This window comes from uncultured Campylobacter sp., assembly GCF_938017775.1.
In the GTDB taxonomy this organism is placed as follows: domain Bacteria; phylum Campylobacterota; class Campylobacteria; order Campylobacterales; family Campylobacteraceae; genus Campylobacter_B.
This window is the reverse complement of sequence record NZ_CALIIU010000079.1, coordinates 41,904-59,547: the sequence shown is the minus strand read 5'-3', so window position 1 is coordinate 59,547 and position 17,644 is coordinate 41,904. Positions and strand designations below refer to the sequence as shown.

Annotated in this window: 13 protein-coding genes; all 13 read left to right on the top strand. The window is 45.6% G+C overall.

Annotated features, from left to right (window positions below):
- Position 1 precedes the first annotated feature (1 nt).
- Positions 2-631 (top strand): LysE family transporter, encoded by a 630-nt coding sequence (locus Q0537_RS10130; RefSeq protein ID WP_299227834.1) that lies wholly within the window; start codon positions 2-4, stop codon positions 629-631.
- Positions 632-673: 42 nt separating this feature from the next.
- Positions 674-1,159, top strand: coding sequence for a hypothetical protein (locus Q0537_RS10125; RefSeq protein ID WP_295151131.1), 486 nt, complete (start codon positions 674-676; stop codon positions 1,157-1,159).
- Between the two features lie 466 nt (positions 1,160-1,625).
- Positions 1,626-1,799, top strand: coding sequence for a DUF2892 domain-containing protein (locus tag Q0537_RS10120; RefSeq protein WP_299227832.1), 174 nt, complete (start codon positions 1,626-1,628; stop codon positions 1,797-1,799).
- A 372-nt stretch (positions 1,800-2,171) separates the two neighbouring features.
- Complete coding sequence (locus tag Q0537_RS10115) at positions 2,172-3,383, top strand: saccharopine dehydrogenase family protein (RefSeq protein WP_299227830.1); 1,212 nt, start codon at positions 2,172-2,174, stop codon at positions 3,381-3,383.
- Positions 3,384-3,925: 542 nt separating this feature from the next.
- On the top strand, positions 3,926-4,573 hold the full coding sequence (locus tag Q0537_RS10110) for a hypothetical protein (RefSeq protein ID WP_299227828.1): 648 nt from the start codon (positions 3,926-3,928) through the stop codon (positions 4,571-4,573).
- Positions 4,574-4,880: 307 nt separating this feature from the next.
- Positions 4,881-5,255 carry a hypothetical protein gene (locus Q0537_RS10105; RefSeq protein ID WP_299227825.1) on the top strand — a complete coding sequence of 125 codons (375 nt, stop codon included), beginning with the start codon at positions 4,881-4,883 and terminating at the stop codon, positions 5,253-5,255.
- A gap of 253 nt (positions 5,256-5,508) precedes the next feature.
- Positions 5,509-7,689, top strand: coding sequence for an STT3 domain-containing protein (locus Q0537_RS10100; RefSeq protein WP_299227822.1), 2,181 nt, complete (start codon positions 5,509-5,511; stop codon positions 7,687-7,689).
- A gap of 255 nt (positions 7,690-7,944) precedes the next feature.
- Positions 7,945-8,529 (top strand): hypothetical protein, encoded by a 585-nt coding sequence (locus Q0537_RS10095; RefSeq protein ID WP_297881510.1) that lies wholly within the window; start codon positions 7,945-7,947, stop codon positions 8,527-8,529.
- Positions 8,530-8,883: 354 nt separating this feature from the next.
- Positions 8,884-11,166 (top strand): 5-methyltetrahydropteroyltriglutamate--homocysteine S-methyltransferase, encoded by a 2,283-nt coding sequence (metE, locus tag Q0537_RS10090; RefSeq protein ID WP_299227819.1) that lies wholly within the window; start codon positions 8,884-8,886, stop codon positions 11,164-11,166.
- 1,492 nt (positions 11,167-12,658) lie between these two features.
- Positions 12,659-14,218: an MBOAT family O-acyltransferase gene (locus Q0537_RS10085; RefSeq protein ID WP_299227817.1), complete on the top strand. Its 1,560-nt coding sequence runs from the start codon at positions 12,659-12,661 to the stop codon at positions 14,216-14,218.
- A complete protein-coding gene (locus Q0537_RS10080) occupies positions 14,219-15,529 on the top strand; it encodes a DUF459 domain-containing protein (protein WP_299227814.1) in 1,311 nt (436 codons plus the stop codon).
- Positions 15,522-16,574, top strand: a complete 1,053-nt coding sequence (locus Q0537_RS10075) for a GDSL-type esterase/lipase family protein (RefSeq protein WP_299227811.1) — start codon at positions 15,522-15,524, stop codon at positions 16,572-16,574. The genes Q0537_RS10080 and Q0537_RS10075 overlap by 8 nt, the downstream gene beginning before the upstream one ends.
- 350 nt (positions 16,575-16,924) lie before the next feature.
- Positions 16,925-17,635, top strand: a complete 711-nt coding sequence (locus tag Q0537_RS10070; RefSeq protein WP_299227808.1) for a metallophosphoesterase — start codon at positions 16,925-16,927, stop codon at positions 17,633-17,635.
- Positions 17,636-17,644 lie beyond the last annotated feature (9 nt).

Sequence of the window (17,644 nt, the reverse complement as noted above, 5' to 3'; positions counted from 1 at the left end):
CTTGAACTCCTTGCCAATCGGAATTTTCTTGCAAGGAGCCGCGCTGATGCTCTCGCTCATCGTCGCGATCGGCGCGCAAAATATCTTCGTCATCTCCCAAGGCCTTGCGAAAAACCACGTCGCGGCTGTTTGCACGGTCTGCGCGCTAAGCGATGCCGTGTTTACGGCCGTAGGGATATTTTTAATCGGCGGCGCTCTTAAGCAAGGCTCGCTTTTTACCCAAATTTTAGGCATAGGCGGGATCATATTTTTGCTCTGCTACGCGCTAAGCTCCTTTTTTAGCACCTACAGGGGCTCGCATTTTGCCAAGATCCAAAACTCGGCAAATAGCCCGCTGGCGCCCGTCGTAGCCAAAGCTCTTGCGGTGACGCTTCTAAATCCGCACGTGTATTTAGACACCGTCGTGGTCGTGGGCTCGCTCGGCGCTACGATTGCGGATCCGCAAAAGCCGTGGTTTTACGCGGGAGTTATGTTCATATCGTTTGCGTGGTTTTTCGGCTTAGGATACGGTTCAGGGGCGCTTTCGAAGCTTTTTGCAAGCAGTAGGGCATGGCGCATAATCGACGCGCTCGTGGGAGTTTTGATGCTGTATATGGCGTATCTGATCGCGAAGTTTATCTTTAAAATTTAAAATTTCACGCTAAAATTCCGCACTCTTGATAAAGGATCTATGATGAAAATTGAAATTGAAAGCGGGCTCGAACTAAAAGAGGCCTTGTGGCGCGTAGAGAAAGCTCTGCGACTAGTGACCGACAAGGACGGCAAAATCACATCGAGCGCGACGCTTTACGTGGGCAAACATTCGCTTTTAAATTTACTCGATACCAATCAGATCGAAAATATCCAAAACGCCTATGCGCGCGCCAGGACGGAATTTCGCGCGGAGATGCTGGGCGTACTGGAGGGCTTTTTATCCCAAGAGGATGCCGAGAAAGATCCGGAATATGCGCTATTTAATCAGCTCTACCAAATGGCGATGACCGCGGGCAGAAAGAGCGATATTTTTATCCATGTCCAAGGCATCAGCGAAAACGAGGTCGTGCTGCGCGTGTATCAGCGCTTCGAGCTGGAGAGCGGCGAGACAATCTATTACGCAGGTGGTGAGTTTAGCTACAATCTGGATGAAAATTTCGGTAAAATTTATCGCTACGAAATCTGATTTTGGCGGTACGGCACGAGATCGATGCCGCCTCGATCCTAAATATCGCACTACGCTTATTTGTCACAGCGCGTAAATTTAAACTCTAAAACACGCAGCGAGCTAAATTTAGACAAATTTTCTGCAATGATAGAATTCCGCTCGGTTAAAATTTATCTCAACTTTAAATTTAAAGCTCGTGTAAATTTCGCCGCATTACCGCCAGCGTTTGAGTCTGCCTTTTATGCTTGCCAAAATTTTAAGTCGAGCTCGCATAAAATTTTATTTCTTAGGCACTAAATTTTGTTGTATCGCACTTTTATGCAAAAGAAAAGATAATTAAACGAAGCCGAATTTAACCAAGGCGCGTATATAGGAGGGCGGGCTCAAAGATGATACGCTAGGTGGAGGTTTGCTGCCATTGCTTACTTTAAAAATTTTAAGCATTAATACGTGTAAAATGTAAAAACAAAGAAGTGAAAACGCAATGCTAAGCAGAAAAACTAGGATAATAAAAGCGCTGATCGGACTAGCGATAATGATCGCCGGAGCCGTTGTTTGGCAGCTGGTGGGGGGTGTCGGACTAGTGCCCTTTATCGTGAGCGTTACGGGATTTTGTCCCGCTTGCTACTTTTTAAACCGCTGTTCGCTGAAGCGCTAAATTTAGCCGCGGTATACGGTTTTGCCGTGCGCCGAGAAAATAAGCGCGATAAATTTAGCGGTGAAGCGAGTGAGCTTTAAATTTTAATTTTCCATGCTTCGCTGTGGAGTGTTAAATTTAAACTAGCCCTTTAAAGCTTAAAATTTTATCGCGCGATGCAAGGCGGTAAATTTAATTTCATGCCGCCGTCAATCGGCATGCCGCTATCCGCGTAAAATTTTAACGCCGTGCCGCTTTCGACGCTCTTGTTATGACTGGTTTGTGCGCCGTGCTAGCCATAGCCAAACTTTATGATTAATTACACCTAGCCTCTTAAAATTCATCTTAAATTTGCTAAAATTGCAGCAAAATTTAAAATTTAAAGGAGCCCAAATGTCAAATATCTTAATCATAGGCGCAGGCGGCGTGAGCCAAGTCGCGACCGTAAAATGCGCGATGAACGCGGACGTTTTTAGCAAGATCACCCTTGCTAGCCGCACAAAAAGCAAGTGCGACGCGATCGCTAAATTTATAAAAGACCGCCTAGGCGTGCAAATTGACACCGCCCAGATCGACGCGGACGATACCGATGCCGTGGTCGCGCTCATCAAAAAAACGGGCGCCGATTTGCTTTTAAATGTGGCGCTGCCCTATCAGGACCTAACCCTCATGGACGCATGCTCTCGCGCCGGCATCCCCTACATCGACACCGCAAACTACGAGCACCCCGATACCGCCAAATTTGAGTATAAGCTGCAGTGGGCGAAGGACGGCGAGTTTAAAGCCGCAAACACGATGGCGCTGCTGGGAAGCGGCTTTGATCCGGGCGTGACGAACGTATTTTGCGCCTACGCACAGCAAAATCTCTTTGACGAGATCGGCGAGATCGACATCCTAGACTGCAACGCGGGCGATCACGGCTATCCGTTTGCGACGAATTTTAACCCTGAAATCAACCTGCGCGAAGTGAGCGCAAAGGGCCACTACTGGGAGCGCGGCGAGTGGAAAGAGACCGAGCCGATGGAAATAATGTTCAAATGGGACTACCCGAAAGTAGGCGTCAAAGATAGCTACCTGCTCTACCACGAGGAGCTTGAAAGCCTCGTTAAAAACATCAAAGGGCTGAAGCGAATCCGCTTTTTTATGACTTTCGGACAGAGCTACCTAACCCACATGAAATGCCTAGAAAACGTCGGCATGCTACGCATCGACGAGGTCGAACACAACGGCGTAAAGATCGTGCCGATCCAGTTTCTAAAAACTCTACTGCCTGATCCTGCAAGCCTAGGCCCTCGAACGAAGGGCAAAACCAACATCGGCTGCGTGATACGCGGCTTAAAAGACGGCAAAGAGCGTCAAGTCTATATCTATAACGTCTGCGACCACGAGGCTTGCTACGTCGAGACGGGCGCGCAGGCGGTGAGCTACACCACGGGCGTACCTGCGATGATCGGCTCGATGATGGTCGCAAAGGGCATTTGGAGTGGAAAAGGCGTCTTTAATATGGAAAATTTCGACGCCAAACCTTTCATGGATGAGCTAAACAGGCAGGGCTTGCCGTGGGAGATAATCGAAATGAAGCCAGGCGAGAGGTATGAAGTTTAGTTTTTAGGCTTGTCTTTTTCTACTTATACTTCGTTGAAATTTGATTTTTAATGCTCACGTATCATACATACGCTCCGCTTAAAAATCAAATTTCGCCTCGTCTAAGCGAAAAAATACTGCGCCTTATTTTGGTGGGTATATTTAAATAGATTTGAAATTTTCGCTCTACGACATATTGTATGTCTAGTCTTGAGTCTTGGGACGAAATTTACTTCTTCTATTCAGCTACGAGCATAGCGACGTAGAAAACATTTAAATTCATCTCACGATACTTCGCCCTATCTTTAATCGCATTCAAATTTAATCCAGCTAAGCAGTTTAACTGCCTAGCCTACTTTTAAAAATCAAATTTCATCTCAGCTAGGCAAAAAATACTGCGCCTTATTCTGCTACGTTTAAATTCTAATTAAAATTCATTCAGTCATGTATTTTATATACGCTCTCGTCCTCAAATTTTAATTTGTCTCAATCGGGGACAATACCGTGCGTCGAATGCTGCTTTAAATTTAGCTATAATCGCATAAAATTTTATCGGAGTAGATATGAAACGAATTTTAAAAGCGCTGATTTTTAGCATGGCATTTTCATTTCTCGTTGTGGGTTGTGCTAGTAAAACCGCGCCCGTAGAGCTTGAAGGCAAGGAGCAAATTCGCGCGATCCAAATAGAGGCAAACCGTACGGTAATGATCGGTGATGCTTACGACTACGAATTTGGCAGCAATTATCGCGCGGCGAAAGCAGAATTTGAGCACCTAAAATCGCTCTATCCACACGCAGTGGAGGTAAATAGAATTTCGATCGCTACGGATGCATTTAATGAACCTCACGCAAGTGCGCTACTTTTTGAGCTATGGCTTGACTGCGAGAGCCTGCCGCTAGCAGATCAGCTTGTGCTTTACAAGCATCCAAATTTTACGGGCTTTAAAGATCGCGAAATTTTACAATTTAGCTTCAAAATTTTAGGCGTTCCTACGCGCGTAAAAGATCGCGATCGGATCCTAAAAAAATATGCGCTTGCTAAGCCGTTAAGTTTAAACGCGGTAGTATTTATTGATAGCGGCAGGCTGAGCGAGGAAAGTGTGCGTAAAAACGGTGAGACGCAAGACGCAGTTTTAACTATGTTTAGCCCCGTCTGGATGCCCGTTGCTGCCGTAATGCAAAGTCTCGGCGCGCTATTTGATAACGAGTAAATTCTTCCAGTAAAAATTTCGATGCTCGCTTGCTCTTATGTTGCAATATGAGGGCTGCGTTTTGGGCGGGTACGCCGCGAGTGATGTCTTGGATCATAGCGCTGTTTGTTTGACTAAGCGCGCTCGCGGCGTATTTCAATAAGTAAATTTTAAATTACGGCGAAATTTTATAATTTGCCATCGAGTCCAGCTCTGTTTTAAACAGACGGGCGCTTTCTTAAATTTAAACTCTAGCTAGGCTTAGACTGAAATTTTTAAGTAAACTTTGCTATAATCGCCGCAATTTTGAAAAAACCGAGGAGAAAATATGAAACTAATTTACGCCGCTTGCGTGCTAGCCGCTTTTGCTTCGGCTCAGACCGAAACTGTGCAGGTGCCGGACTTTGCTAAAAGCTCGATGAAGACGCATGAGCAGGCCGAGGAAAAACTAATCGCAAATGCCCTAAAAGGCGATCTAAGCCAGATCGCAAGCGACCTGAAGATCGATAAAACTCTAAAAGGCGGCGAGTCGCTTGTCATTAACGGCGCGCATTACAGAACGATCGAGGGCGACAGCACGCAGTGGAAAGAGGGCGATGTCGTGCGCCTGCTAAGCGGTAATAAGGACGGCAGATGCCTAAGCTCGATTATACTTAATCTTCGCACGAAAACCGTCTGTAAATTTATGTGCGACGCGTATTAAATCGCGTAAATTTTGATACTTTATAGCGCGAGTAAAATGGATTAAATTTCGGTTTGCTCGCGCCCCCCCCGCAGTAATTTGTCGTATAAATTTCTACATCTTGCATCGTAAATCAGGTAAATTCTGCTATAATAAACGCAAATTAAACAATGTCGTTAAAGACGTAACGCGGGCGCGATAAAGCGAGTAAAATTTGTAGAGGCAAATTTTAACCCTGCCGCTCGGTACTTCAAACGGCGAATTAAGGAAAAAGATGCAAAAATTTAGAATTACAAACGGCGAATACTCACGCATGGATATTTTTTTGATCATGACGCTGGTTTATATATTCGGCGTAGCGTGTAGGTTTTTTTGGATATATTGGGCTAGCGGGATCGAGCAGTTTTCCTTTGACGGCGAGCTCATTATGACAACAAACGACGCCTTTGCGAATGCCGAGGGCGCGCGCGATATGATAGCGGGCTTTCACCAGCCGGGCGATCTTAGCCCGTACGGCGCGTCGATCCCAACTCTAGCATTTTTAATTAGCAAAATTTTACCTGTCAGCTTAAACAGCATTACGATCTATATGAGCGTGTTTTTAGCGCCGCTGGTGGCCGTGCCGATTATTTTGATAGCAAGAGAGTATAAGATCCTGGGTGCCGGCATCATCGCGGCGCTACTTGCCACCATATTGCCGGGATATTATATGAGGACCTTGGGCGGATATTTTGATAGCGATATGTTAAATGTTACTCTGCCGCTGCTAACGATATGGGCCTTGATTAGGCTCATAGGACGAGGCGAGCAGAGCAGCTTTGCTTTACCTACCGTTTTTATGGCGCTTTATGATTGGTGGTATCCTAGCTCGTATTCTTTTAATATGGCGATTATAGTGATATTTTTAATCTATACTTTGATTTTTAATAGACGCAATGAGGAAAATTACAAAGCGATTATTCTTATGGTCGCAGTGGTTATAAAATTTGGCGCGTATTACGAAGGTGAGACAATAATCGTAAACTATATTTTATTGTTTAAAATCGCACTAATTGCGTTTTTATATTTTTTAATGATTAAAATTCCAAGCCATAAAAGCAAAAAAGCTCTTCGGATTTTGGGCGTGATCGTCGCAATTACGTTCGTCATATTCGGCGGACTTACGCCCATAGCAGTACAGCTTAAAGCATACATCTTAAAGGATGTAAGCAAAGAGGAAATTTTCTACTTCTACGGCGTTAGAAATACGGTTAATGAGGTAGAAAACGCTAATTTCATAAAATTTGTGCTTGAATCTAGTGGGCATCTATTTATATTCATATGTGCAGTAGGGGGACTGGCTCTATTGTTGATAAAATTCCGTTCGTTCATCTTAACCTTGCCGATGATAGCGCTTGGAGTTTTAGCACTTTTCGGTGGAACTCGCTTTACAATGTACGCTACGCCGATGATAGCGCTTGGATTTGCTTATTTTATATATTTCACGCTGAATTACTTTGAAATACGCACTTGGCTTAGAAGTACTTTGTTAGCTATTTTAACCTGTTTAGCGCTAATGCCTAGCATAGATTTTATTTATAAATTCCGAGTTGCGCCTACGCTTACGAAAGACTCCATAACGCCTCTTGCAGAGCTAAAAAATAAAGCTAGCAGGGAGGATTATGTACTATCGTGGTGGGATTACGGATATTTAATCAGATATTACTCAGATGTAAAAGTAGTAGCTGATCCCGGAGGTAGACAGGCAGGAGAATACACTTTTATGAGTGCGTTTTCCTTTAATAAAGATGAGGTAAGCTCTGCTAATATGGCAAGGCTTAACGTAGAATATATACAAAAGTTGCAAGGTAAAAAATTTGATCCTAAATTGGAAGATAAATTTAAACTAAATCTATATCAAATTCAAAAAGATTATGGCGAAGCCGATATCAATAAATTCCTAAGTTCTTTAAGCGATAAGAATTTCAAGCTTCCACGGAAAACTAGGGATATATATTATTATTTCGTACCGCACATGATAGATATATTGCCCAATATTTTAAAATTTTCTACTGTAGATATAGCGACTGGTAAAGAGTTTTGGAATCCACTGGCTGTTATAGGCTATGATATTGAAATCGGTGAGGATGGGAAAAGTGCTAACATAAATGGCGAGTATATGTTACCTAGTGCCGATCCCGAATATCTGATTCATAACGGCAAAAAGATACCGATCAACACATATTATCAAGTGAGCGAGGTAAACGGTAAGCTCGTTAAATTATCTAAGCAATTAGATAAGAATTCCGATCTTTATGTGATATTCTTACCGGACTACGAAAGAATATTGATTTTAGATGAAAAAGTCTTTGAATCGACTTTCATTCAGCTCTTCGTGCTAGAAAATTACGACAAAGACTTGTTTGAGCCGATTTATCTAAGCAATTCGGCGCGAATTTATAAGCTACTAAGATAGTGTAGTCTAAAATTATATATGAAGTTAAACTAAAAATTCTACGCCTGAGCCTCGTATCTAAAAGTCAAGAAGAATTATTCGCGAAGTTAAGAGGCGGTTTTGTATTGCGTAAAATTTGTCATATATTAGAAAGAGAAATCGTTCTAATAATTTTAAATTCATTTGATGCTCATATCTCAGTGCATTTACCTTAAATTTACACGCGGTTTCGCTCTAGCTCGCTACTATTGCGTTACTTTTTTAAAAGGAGTAAAGATGAGAAATTTAGTTGCAAAAGTGGCGCTTCTTAGCTCTTTAGCTGCAGTAAGCGCGATGGCGGAGGGGCTTTTCATAGGCGGCGAGGGCGGATACAATTTCAAAAACCAAGCCGCAGGTTTTGATGACGGACAGCCGCAGATCGGCGTTAAAGCCGGATATGACTTCGGCACGTTTAGAGCTTACGGCGGGTATTTTTACGGATTTAAGGGCGAGGATTCCAGCTCGAATGCCAATTCGAAAAGAAAGGTTAAATGGAGCACGCACGATTTCGTAGCCGGCGCGGATTTTACGCCGGAGCTTTTCGGTAGATTTAAGCTCGTCCTAGGCGCTTACGCTGGGCTTTCGGTGCTAGATACTGAAGTTAAAATAGACTATAGCAATGGCGGCTGGGTTAGAGCGGACGATACGCTGGGTGGCTTCATTTTGGGCGGCAAGATAGGTACTGCGTATGAGTTTGGCTCCAATAGCGAGATTGAAATGGGCTTTAAAGCAAGCAAGGCGTGGTACAAAGACGGCGATTATATCGAAGATAACGACGGTAAAAAATACGGCGTTTACGCAGGATATAATTATAAATTCTAAGAATTTTCATATTTGAGGCGTTGCACTGCTTTCATAGAGCCTTGATGCTCAGTGGCTTTGCGGTGTGTCAGGTAAGGCTAGCTTCGTCGCAAGGCTTTACTAAGTTTTAGTAGAATCTTGCGATGAGGTTTAAATTGTGATGAATTTAACGCCTTTAAATTCAATCCTAAAATTTTAACTTACGGAATTCCGTCGATAAAAATTCCATTTCAGATTTTATCGAGAAATTCCACCCCTGCGCTTTTGGATGAAATTTCGTTCATTTTCGAGATTAGGTTAAAATTTTAATGACGTCAAAAGAAATTTTAGATAAAATCAACACTTTCATATCAAAATTTTACTTAAAGGATAGAGATGAAGAGTTACGTTACGGGCTTTCCGCGTATCGGAGAGCAGCGCGAGTTAAAGAAGGCTTTGGAGAGCTATTGGGCGGGCAAGTGCGATTATGACGCGCTAGAGCGAGTCGCCGCAGAGCTAAAAGATCGCCACATCAAATATCAGCTGGACGCTTGGAGCGGCCTAATTAGCGTAAATGACTTTTCATACTATGATCTGATGCTCGATACCAGCGTACTTTTCGGTGTTATCCCGCAGCGCTTTGCTGCCCTTTCGGCGCACGAGCAGTATTTTGCGATGGCGCGCGGCAGCAAAGACGCAGTCGCGATGGAGATGACGAAGTGGTTTAACACAAACTACCACTATATCGTGCCTGAGATCTCGGCGTATACGGAATTTAGCCTAAATCCTAGTAAAATTTTAAGCGAGTATAGGGCTGCGAAGAATAACGATTTTAAGGATTCCTGCGCGTTAAAGATAAATTTAATTGGACCTATCACATATCTTGCGCTTAGCAAATCAAGCGACAAAAGCGATCCGCTCGCGCACCTGGGCGCTCTTGCCGCGAAATATGAGGAGCTGCTAAAGCTTCTTAGCGAGCTTGATAGCGAGGTCGTGGTTCAGATCGACGAGCCGATTTTCGTGACGGATCGCGCGGCTGAGCTAGCGCCGAAGATCGTGCCCGTTTATCAGCGCCTAAGCAAGGTCGCAAGCAACGTAAAAATCATCTTTATGACCTATTTTGAGCATGCGACCGAGGCTGTTAAAGAGATTGTAAAAACCGATGTATGGGCGATCGGGCTTGATTTTGTTTACGCAAGCGAAGAGAATATCAAAAAAGAGCTTCAAGCCTTAAAAGACGCTAAGACCGTGCTCTTTGCGGGCGTGATCGACGGGCGCAATATCTGGAAGAGCGACATCGACAAAAAGCTAGCTCAGCTCAAAGCTATCGAGGCCTACGTGCCTAAAGAGCGCATCTACGTGGGTACCTCCTGCTCGCTTTTGCACGTGCCTTTTACGCTAAAATACGAGGACAAGCTAAGCGCCGAGGTTAAATCCTGGTTAAGCTTCGCTGTCGAAAAGCTAAGCGAAATTTCGATTTTAACCCATCTTTTCTTTGAAATTCCGATGTGCGAGCACGGCATGAAAGCTTACGAAGAAAATCAAAAATCCGCTAAAACCCGCGCTAGCTCGCCTCTAATTCACGACGAGCGAGTGCAAAGCCGCGCCGCAAATTTAAATAAATTCGAGCGCGCCGATCGCTACGAGGATCGCATCAAGGTGCAGAAAAAAGAGCTTGGATATGGAATTTTACCTACCACTACGATTGGCTCCTTCCCGCAGACTGCTGAGCTTCGACAAGTCCGAAATGCCTATAAAAAGGGCTTAATCAACCGCGAAGCCTACGAGCGTGACATCAAAGCCTACATCGACGACTGCGTTAAATTTCAAGATGAGATCGGCCTAGACGTACTGGTTCACGGCGAGCCAGAGCGCAACGATATGGTCGAGTATTTCGGCGAGCAGATGAGCGGATACGCATTTAGCGCTAACGGCTGGGTGCAGAGCTACGGCAGCCGCTGCGTGAAGCCGCCACTACTTTTCGGCGACGTTAGCCGCCCAAAACCGATGACCGTAGAGTGGATCAAATACGCCCAAAGCCGCACTAAAAAGATTATGAAAGGTATGCTAACGGGACCTGTTACGATGATGAACTGGAGCTTCGTGCGCGACGATAAGCCTCGCGATCAGATAGTAAAACAGCTCGCACTTGCGATTTTTGATGAAATTTCGGATCTGCAAGACGCGGGTATCAAGATCGTTCAGGTGGACGAAGCTGCGTTTAAAGAGGGCTATCCGCTTAGATCCGAAAACATCCCTGCATACGAAAAATTTGCCGTTAGTGCCTTTAAACTCGCCGTCAGTGCCGCAAGCGCTCATACGCAGATTCATACGCATATGTGCTATTCAGAGTTTAACGATATAATCAAAACGATAGAGGCGATGGATGCTGACGTCATCAGCATCGAGACCGCTCGCAGTGGCAACGAGCTACTTCGAGTTTTCAAATCGGTCGGTTATAAACAAGAGGTCGGTCCAGGTGTTTACGATATCCACAGTCCGCGAATTCCTAGCGTACAGGAGCTCGTAAGCCAGATCCGCGCGCTGCTTGAGGTGCTCCCGAAAGAGCAGCTGTGGATCAACCCGGACTGTGGTCTAAAAACCCGCAAATGGGAAGAAGTTCGCCCTAGCTTAAAAAATATGGTCGAAGCGGTTAGGATCATCCGCGCAGAGGCGTAAATTTCGCGCATAAAAGACTTTGCTGCCGGGTAAAATTCCGCCAGGCAGCCGTTTTGCGATAGAATTATATAGAGCGTTTATTCGAGTATGGACCGCCAAAACAGCTGCGCGAAATTTTACTTCGAGCGAGTATTAAAAGGTAGTATGAAATTTCACCACGTCTGCTTGGCAAGCATATTTGATAGCTGCTAAGTAATACGGCGATGTGAAATTTTGCGCGAGATTTACGGATTTCTCAGTTAGGCATGCGCGGGATCTTTTTAAAATGCGACGTAAAATTTCATCTCGACTACTAGCTTGGAATTTCATCGCAACTGCTCGCTTGCTTGAGGTGCGGAGCGTAAATTTTATCGCGATTGCCCTGAAGGCGGGCTGGGGCAAGCGATAAAATTTTAAAATTTTCGCAAATCAGTTCTTGCGCACACAAACCTAGCCAGCCGAATAAAAAACGCTGAAATTTGTAATTTTACGCGCCGCTTTATGAACTGTTCGCGCCGCTAAATTAGAATTTCAAAGCGCGAGCCAAAGCCGGTATCGTTGCGCTAGAAATTTTAAATTGCAAATTAAAATTTACATTATCTCGTTAGAATGGCTGGATTGCGAAGCAAGATTCGGCTCTGCTAGGTTAAATTTCGGCTCAAACTCAAATCTATGTAGCCGTATTGAAATTTACGGCTAATTTTGCCTAACGAGCTCGAATTTACACTGCGCTAAAACCAAGTCTAGAGCCAAAATTTTACGATGCGAAGCTTATTGATTTTACTTGCGTTTTGCGTGAAAGAGCGAGGCTGGCGCAAGGCGCATTTACGCTGCCACAAAATTAAAAGGGACTTTATGGTAGCGTAAGTTTGCAATTTGCAGTAAAAATTTAAAGCCATGATTTTGGCTCATAAGGCACAGCTTTTAGATGGTTTCTATTGCGCCTTAAAGTGAGATTCTACTTAGTAATTTCGCGCGATAGATTTTAACGGGCGGAATTTTATTATCGCTGCAAAATTTTTGGCTTTTAAAATTTTGCTTTGTAGAATTTTAGCCCTCATAGTTGTGATGAAGTGCGGCTCATCTTATTTCATAAGATTTTAACGGCATCGCGCGCCTAATTTATATGGCATGATTCCAAAAAGCGCTTATTTTGAAATCATGCGGGTAGAACTTGTGAGACTGCGTTTGCGAGGTTTTATAAGAATTTGATGGCAAACCGCTCAGCGCGTTTAAAAATTTTATTCGTGTGTAGAGCTCTCATTTGCGTTTCAAATTTTGCCATTGTGGCGGAATTTTGCTCACGTGGCAAGGGCTTGCTGCAAGCTGTCCGTGAATCTAAGAAGGATTTGGACGCTAGATTTATTAGAGCGTTTAGCGGCGCAATGCCGCACCTGCGCATAAAATATCGCGCTGTAAGCGATTTAAAAAAGCTTTTTCGCTTCATATAAATCTCACGCCGCAAGCGTCTAAAAGCCGCAAGAGCTTTAAAAATTTAAATTGGAAAGATTGAATGACATTTTTTTCGCCCGAGTTTGTCCTTGCTTTTTTAGCGTTTTTAATCGTTTATTGGACGCTCAAAAATCATATTTTTGCGCAAAAAATTCTGATCCTGCTGGCAAGCTATGGCTTTATGTGCTCCGTAAATCCGCGCTTTGCGCTAGTACTTGCGGCCTATAGCATATTCGTGTATTTTGCAGGTGCGTGTATCGCTCGCGCTAATCGCGTAGTCGCAAAAGCCATACCGCCCGCAAAGCAGTCTTCGTATAAGAAAAAGCTCTCGCGTAAAGCGGCAGCCAAGCAGATGAGCGCAACAAAACAAGCTGGCATAGCAAAGCAGGTGCAAAAAGCGGGGTTAGCGAAGCAGATTCCGTTACCAACTGCGAAGGCGCGCGCAGTGATGCTTGCGGCAGTTGCTGGCGGCTTATTTTTTCTTGCGTTTTTTAAATATTACGGCTACGTCAGGGAGTTTTTCAATGCTGCGCTTGCTGCGCTGCACCTAGGTGCCGTTGATAGCGTGGCGTTTCCGCTTGGAATTTCATATTATGTTTTCATGTCGATCACCTATTTCGTCTCGGTTTATAGACGCGAATGCGGCGAGCAGGGCTTTTTGAGCTTGGCGTGCTTTTTAGCGTTTTTCCCTAGCGTCGTGATGGGTCCTATCGGGCGCGCTAGCGCTGCCAAGGGCGTAGAGCCGGTACTGCCGCAGTTTGATCGCTTCAAGCACTTTGGCAATGCCGATGAAATTTATGTGCTTATAATTTTTGCCTTAGTTAAGCTGCTGCTTATTAGCGGCTATTTGGGCGCGTATTATAGCGATGTGATTTCGGGCGTTTACGGCGACGAGCCTGAGTCCTCCGCGGCGCAAATTCTAGCCGCACTGCTGCTTTATGGCGTGGTGCTTTATACGAATTTTAGCGGTTTTATCGATATGGCGCGTGCGCTTGGACTTGCGATGGGCTTTAAGCTGCCTCAGAATTTTAATATGCCCTACGCGGCTAAGAATTTAGGTGAGTTTTGGGATCGCTGGCATATCAGCTTATCCACGTTTATACGCGATTATATTTATATCCCGCTCGGCGGCTCGCGCAATGGCTTTGCGCGCACCTGCGTAAATTTGCTAATCGCGTTTGCGCTCTCGGGCATATGGCACGGCGCGGGATTAAATTTTTTGATTTGGGGGCTTTTGCACGGAGTGGCGCTTGTGTTTTTAAAATGTCTTGCTAAAGTGGGCGTAAAGCCGCTAAATCCGCATTTGGCGCTATTTTGCACCTATATTTTTGTAAGTTTCGCTTGGATTTTTTTCGCCAATTCCCTGCCAGATGCGGCGGCGATTTTGAGCGCTTTTACCCGCGCGCGAGCTTTCGGAGATATTAGCGAGCTAGCGGTGCTTGCGGTGATTTTAGCGGGGATTTTTGTTTATCCTAAAATTTCAGCTCTTAAAGATACTTTGATCGCGCTTTTTGCCGAGCTGCCATTTTTACCTAAAGCTCTCGTGCTCGGCATGATCTTCACGCTGATTTTCGCACTGATGCCAAGCGGAATTCCAAATTTCATCTACGCAGGATTTTAGATGCTTAGGTTTGTTTCGACTCTGCTTTTTGCGCTGTTTTTCTCGGCATTTTTTATGCAAGGCTCGCTGCTTTATTATTTGGAGCAGCGATTTCACGATGACTTTGGGCTAGAAGAATGGCTGCGCCGCTCGCCGTTTCGCGTAGGTGGAGAGATCTACGAAAAGATTGCAAATGTCGCAGATAGGCTTGAGCAGCGTATCAAAGGCGAGGATATTAGCAAGGATGAGGACGCAAGTCCGCATGACGGAAGCGAAAATTTTAAAAAATCTGCGCAAGATCGCATGGCGGAAAATCAAGTTTTGCAAAGTATGGGGGCGCGAGATCACGAGACTTCGCAAAGCGTTAAGCCGCAAGGTAGCAAGCCGCAAGCCCATGCCGCGAAGAATTCTGCCTTAAATAATTCTGCGCATCATTTAAAGACGCGCGATTCTGCGCAAGAGCCTTACGCACAAAATTCCGCTCCTCAAAATTCTACTTCGCAAAATTCCGTGCCACAAAGCCAGACTACAACAAGCTCTATGCCGCGCAGCTCCTCTGTGCCGCAAAATCCCGTCACGGCAAGCGCAACCTTGCAAAGCGGCGAAAATTCCGATTCTCAACTTCCTGTTCCGCAGGCTTTGGAGCAGAATTTAACGACGCAAAGCTCCGCGGAGATTGATGCTAAAATTTCGCTTAGCGACGATGGCAAAATCCGTCTAAATGCAGGCGATGAGGTACTTTTTATGGGCGATAGTCTGATGCAATACGTGGGGATGAACGCTAAGAAATTTTTCCCGAAGCGAAGCCTGAGAGTGATCGATCTTAGCAAGCAATCGACGGGGCTTGCGAGCAAGAAATCTTTCGACTGGCAAAAGACGCTCGATACTGCGCTTAGAGAGAATGGCGGCGTTAAGCTCGTAGTCGTGCTGCTGGGTGCGAACGACGTCTGGGAGTACCGCGCAGGCGGCAAGACCTACGGCATCAAAACGCCGCGCTGGCGGGAGTTTTACGCCTCAAGGGTGCGCGAGATCTACGATACGGCGCACTCGCACGGTGCAGGAGTGCTGTGGCTAGCGATGCCGTGTATGCAAAAGCCGGATTTTGAGGAGAAAACGCAGCTGCTAAATCAAATATATGCCGACGCCAGTATGGCGCTTGGCGGGTATTTTATGCAAACAACTCCGCTGGTGTGCGAAAAAGGCGTCTATAAAACCTATCTGCAAAGCGGCTCCAAGCTCGTGCGCGTGCGCCAAGACGACGGCATTCATATGAGCAAAGAGGGTTGCGAAGCGGTAGCGAAAGAAATTTTATCAAGGATTGAAGTTGAGTAAATTTATAGTGATTTTATTTGCCGCATTATTAGGCGGATGCGCGGCAAACGCAGGCGTTCGCGGCATAAATTCCGCAAACGCAAAAAGCTCTGCGGGCTTTGGAGTGAAATTTTTTGGCGATTCGCATTTAGGAAGCGACGCGCTGATAGATGCTTTCAGACATGGTTTTTTCGTGCAAAACAGCGTCGGCTTCGTGCCTGCAATGATGCCTAAATATCACAAAAGCGAAAATATAGAATTTAAGCAAAGCGGCTTTAATGTAATCTCATCCCGCACCGAGCAAGACCCCGATTTCCCACTATGCGGAGTGATCGCTACCGGCAAAAAGGGCGCTAATGTGCGACTGGAGCTAAAGCAGCTTAGCGGCGATTTTTACGTCGAAATTTTGCATAAATCGGATCAGAGCGGCGAGATTTTTCGCGTGCGCGACGCAAGTGGGCTAAGCGCGTATATTTCGCAAGAAGTGCCGCAGAAATGGGAGTATTCTAAGCTGCGACTTAGATTTCCGATCGAAATTCGATCGCTGCGTGATGGAGCAGAGCTTGGAGGATATAAAATTTACCGCAAAAACGCGCGCTTTGCAGACTCTTGTGCGAGCAACGGCGCGTTTAGCAACCTCTACGAAAAATGGGGTGCAGATGCCTTTGGTAGGGATTTTTCGGGACTTAGATACGATCTCGTAGTCATCGCTTATGGCACAAACGACGCGATGGATCCGAAATTTGACGAGCAAAAATTCTACCAAAGCGTCCGTGGGCTGCTTCGCTCCGTCCACTCCGCAGCTCCCGGTGCAAAAATCTTGCTCGTAGCGCCGCCGCGAAGCCCTAAAGTGCCAAACGCCTCACGCGCTGCGGAGGTGCTAGCGCATCTAGCGCGAGACGAAGGGGCAATGTTTTACGACATAGCCGGTCTTATGGACGAGGATGGCGGCTGGCGCGGCTGGCGCGAGCGCGGGCTGATCCGCCCTGACGAAATCCACTTGCAAAAAGAGGGCTACGAAAAAATCGGCGCAGCGCTAGCGACGAAATTGCGCGGCAGGCTTTAAATTTAATCTTTAAATTTAGGCGGCTCGCCGTAAAATTTACAAAGTTGGTCGCTAAATTTAAAATTTAGCGGCAGTAAGCAAAGCTGCGCCTATTTGGATTTCGCCGCTTAGATCTGCGCCGCGAAATTTAAATCAGAAGCTGCGGCTTTAAATTTACGCGTCGATAGGCTTGATGCCTGTGCTTTTAAAATACGTCGCCCAAATTTACGCTTTTAATTTGGATTAAATTTATGTGGTTACGGCTAGGGGCGAAAGGTCTGTGCAGTGTGCGCTGCGTAAAATTTAGCGCTTAAAATTCCATTTGCACGGTCTGCGACAAAGCGCGGCGAGCCAGATTAAAGGAGAGGAATATGATATATCTTTGCGGAGATACGCACGGAATAAACGAGATCAGCAAAATAACGAACAAGGCCTTTGCAGGCGGGCTTAGCGCCGATGATTTCGTCATCGTGCTCGGGGATTTTGGGCTGTTTTGGAGCGAGCGGATAGATGAGTTTATGGTGCGTAAAAACATAGAAAGATACCTCCCCGCCACGCTTCTTTTTATCGACGGCAACCACGAAAATTTCGATATGTTGGACGAACTGCCGCGCGAGCGGAAATTCGGCGGCAGCGTAGGCGTGGGCGGCGAAAATATTTTTTGGCTACGGCGCGGCGAAATTTACGAGATTGCAGGGCGACATTTTTTGTGCTTTGGCGGCGCGCTTAGCGTCGATAAGGCGCATCGGATACCGGGGCTTAGCTGGTGGGCGCGCGAGATTCCGAGCGAGGAGGAGTTTAGCTATGCGGTGCAAAATGCGCGTGATTTTATCGCCGCGGGCGGGCGAATAGATGCGGTGCTGAGCCACACGGCGCCGAGGTTTGCGATGAAATTTTTAAAAGAATACCTCTGGTGTGGCAAAAGTACTCCCGATAAAACGTCTGAGTATTTAGAGAGGATCTTTGAGCTCGTAAGACCTGAGCGGTGGTATTTCGGACACTTTCACGGCGATAAGAAATTCCACGCGCAGGGCTGCGATTTTTATCTCTGCTACGATGAAATTTTAAAATTTGAGGACTAGTCTTGAGCC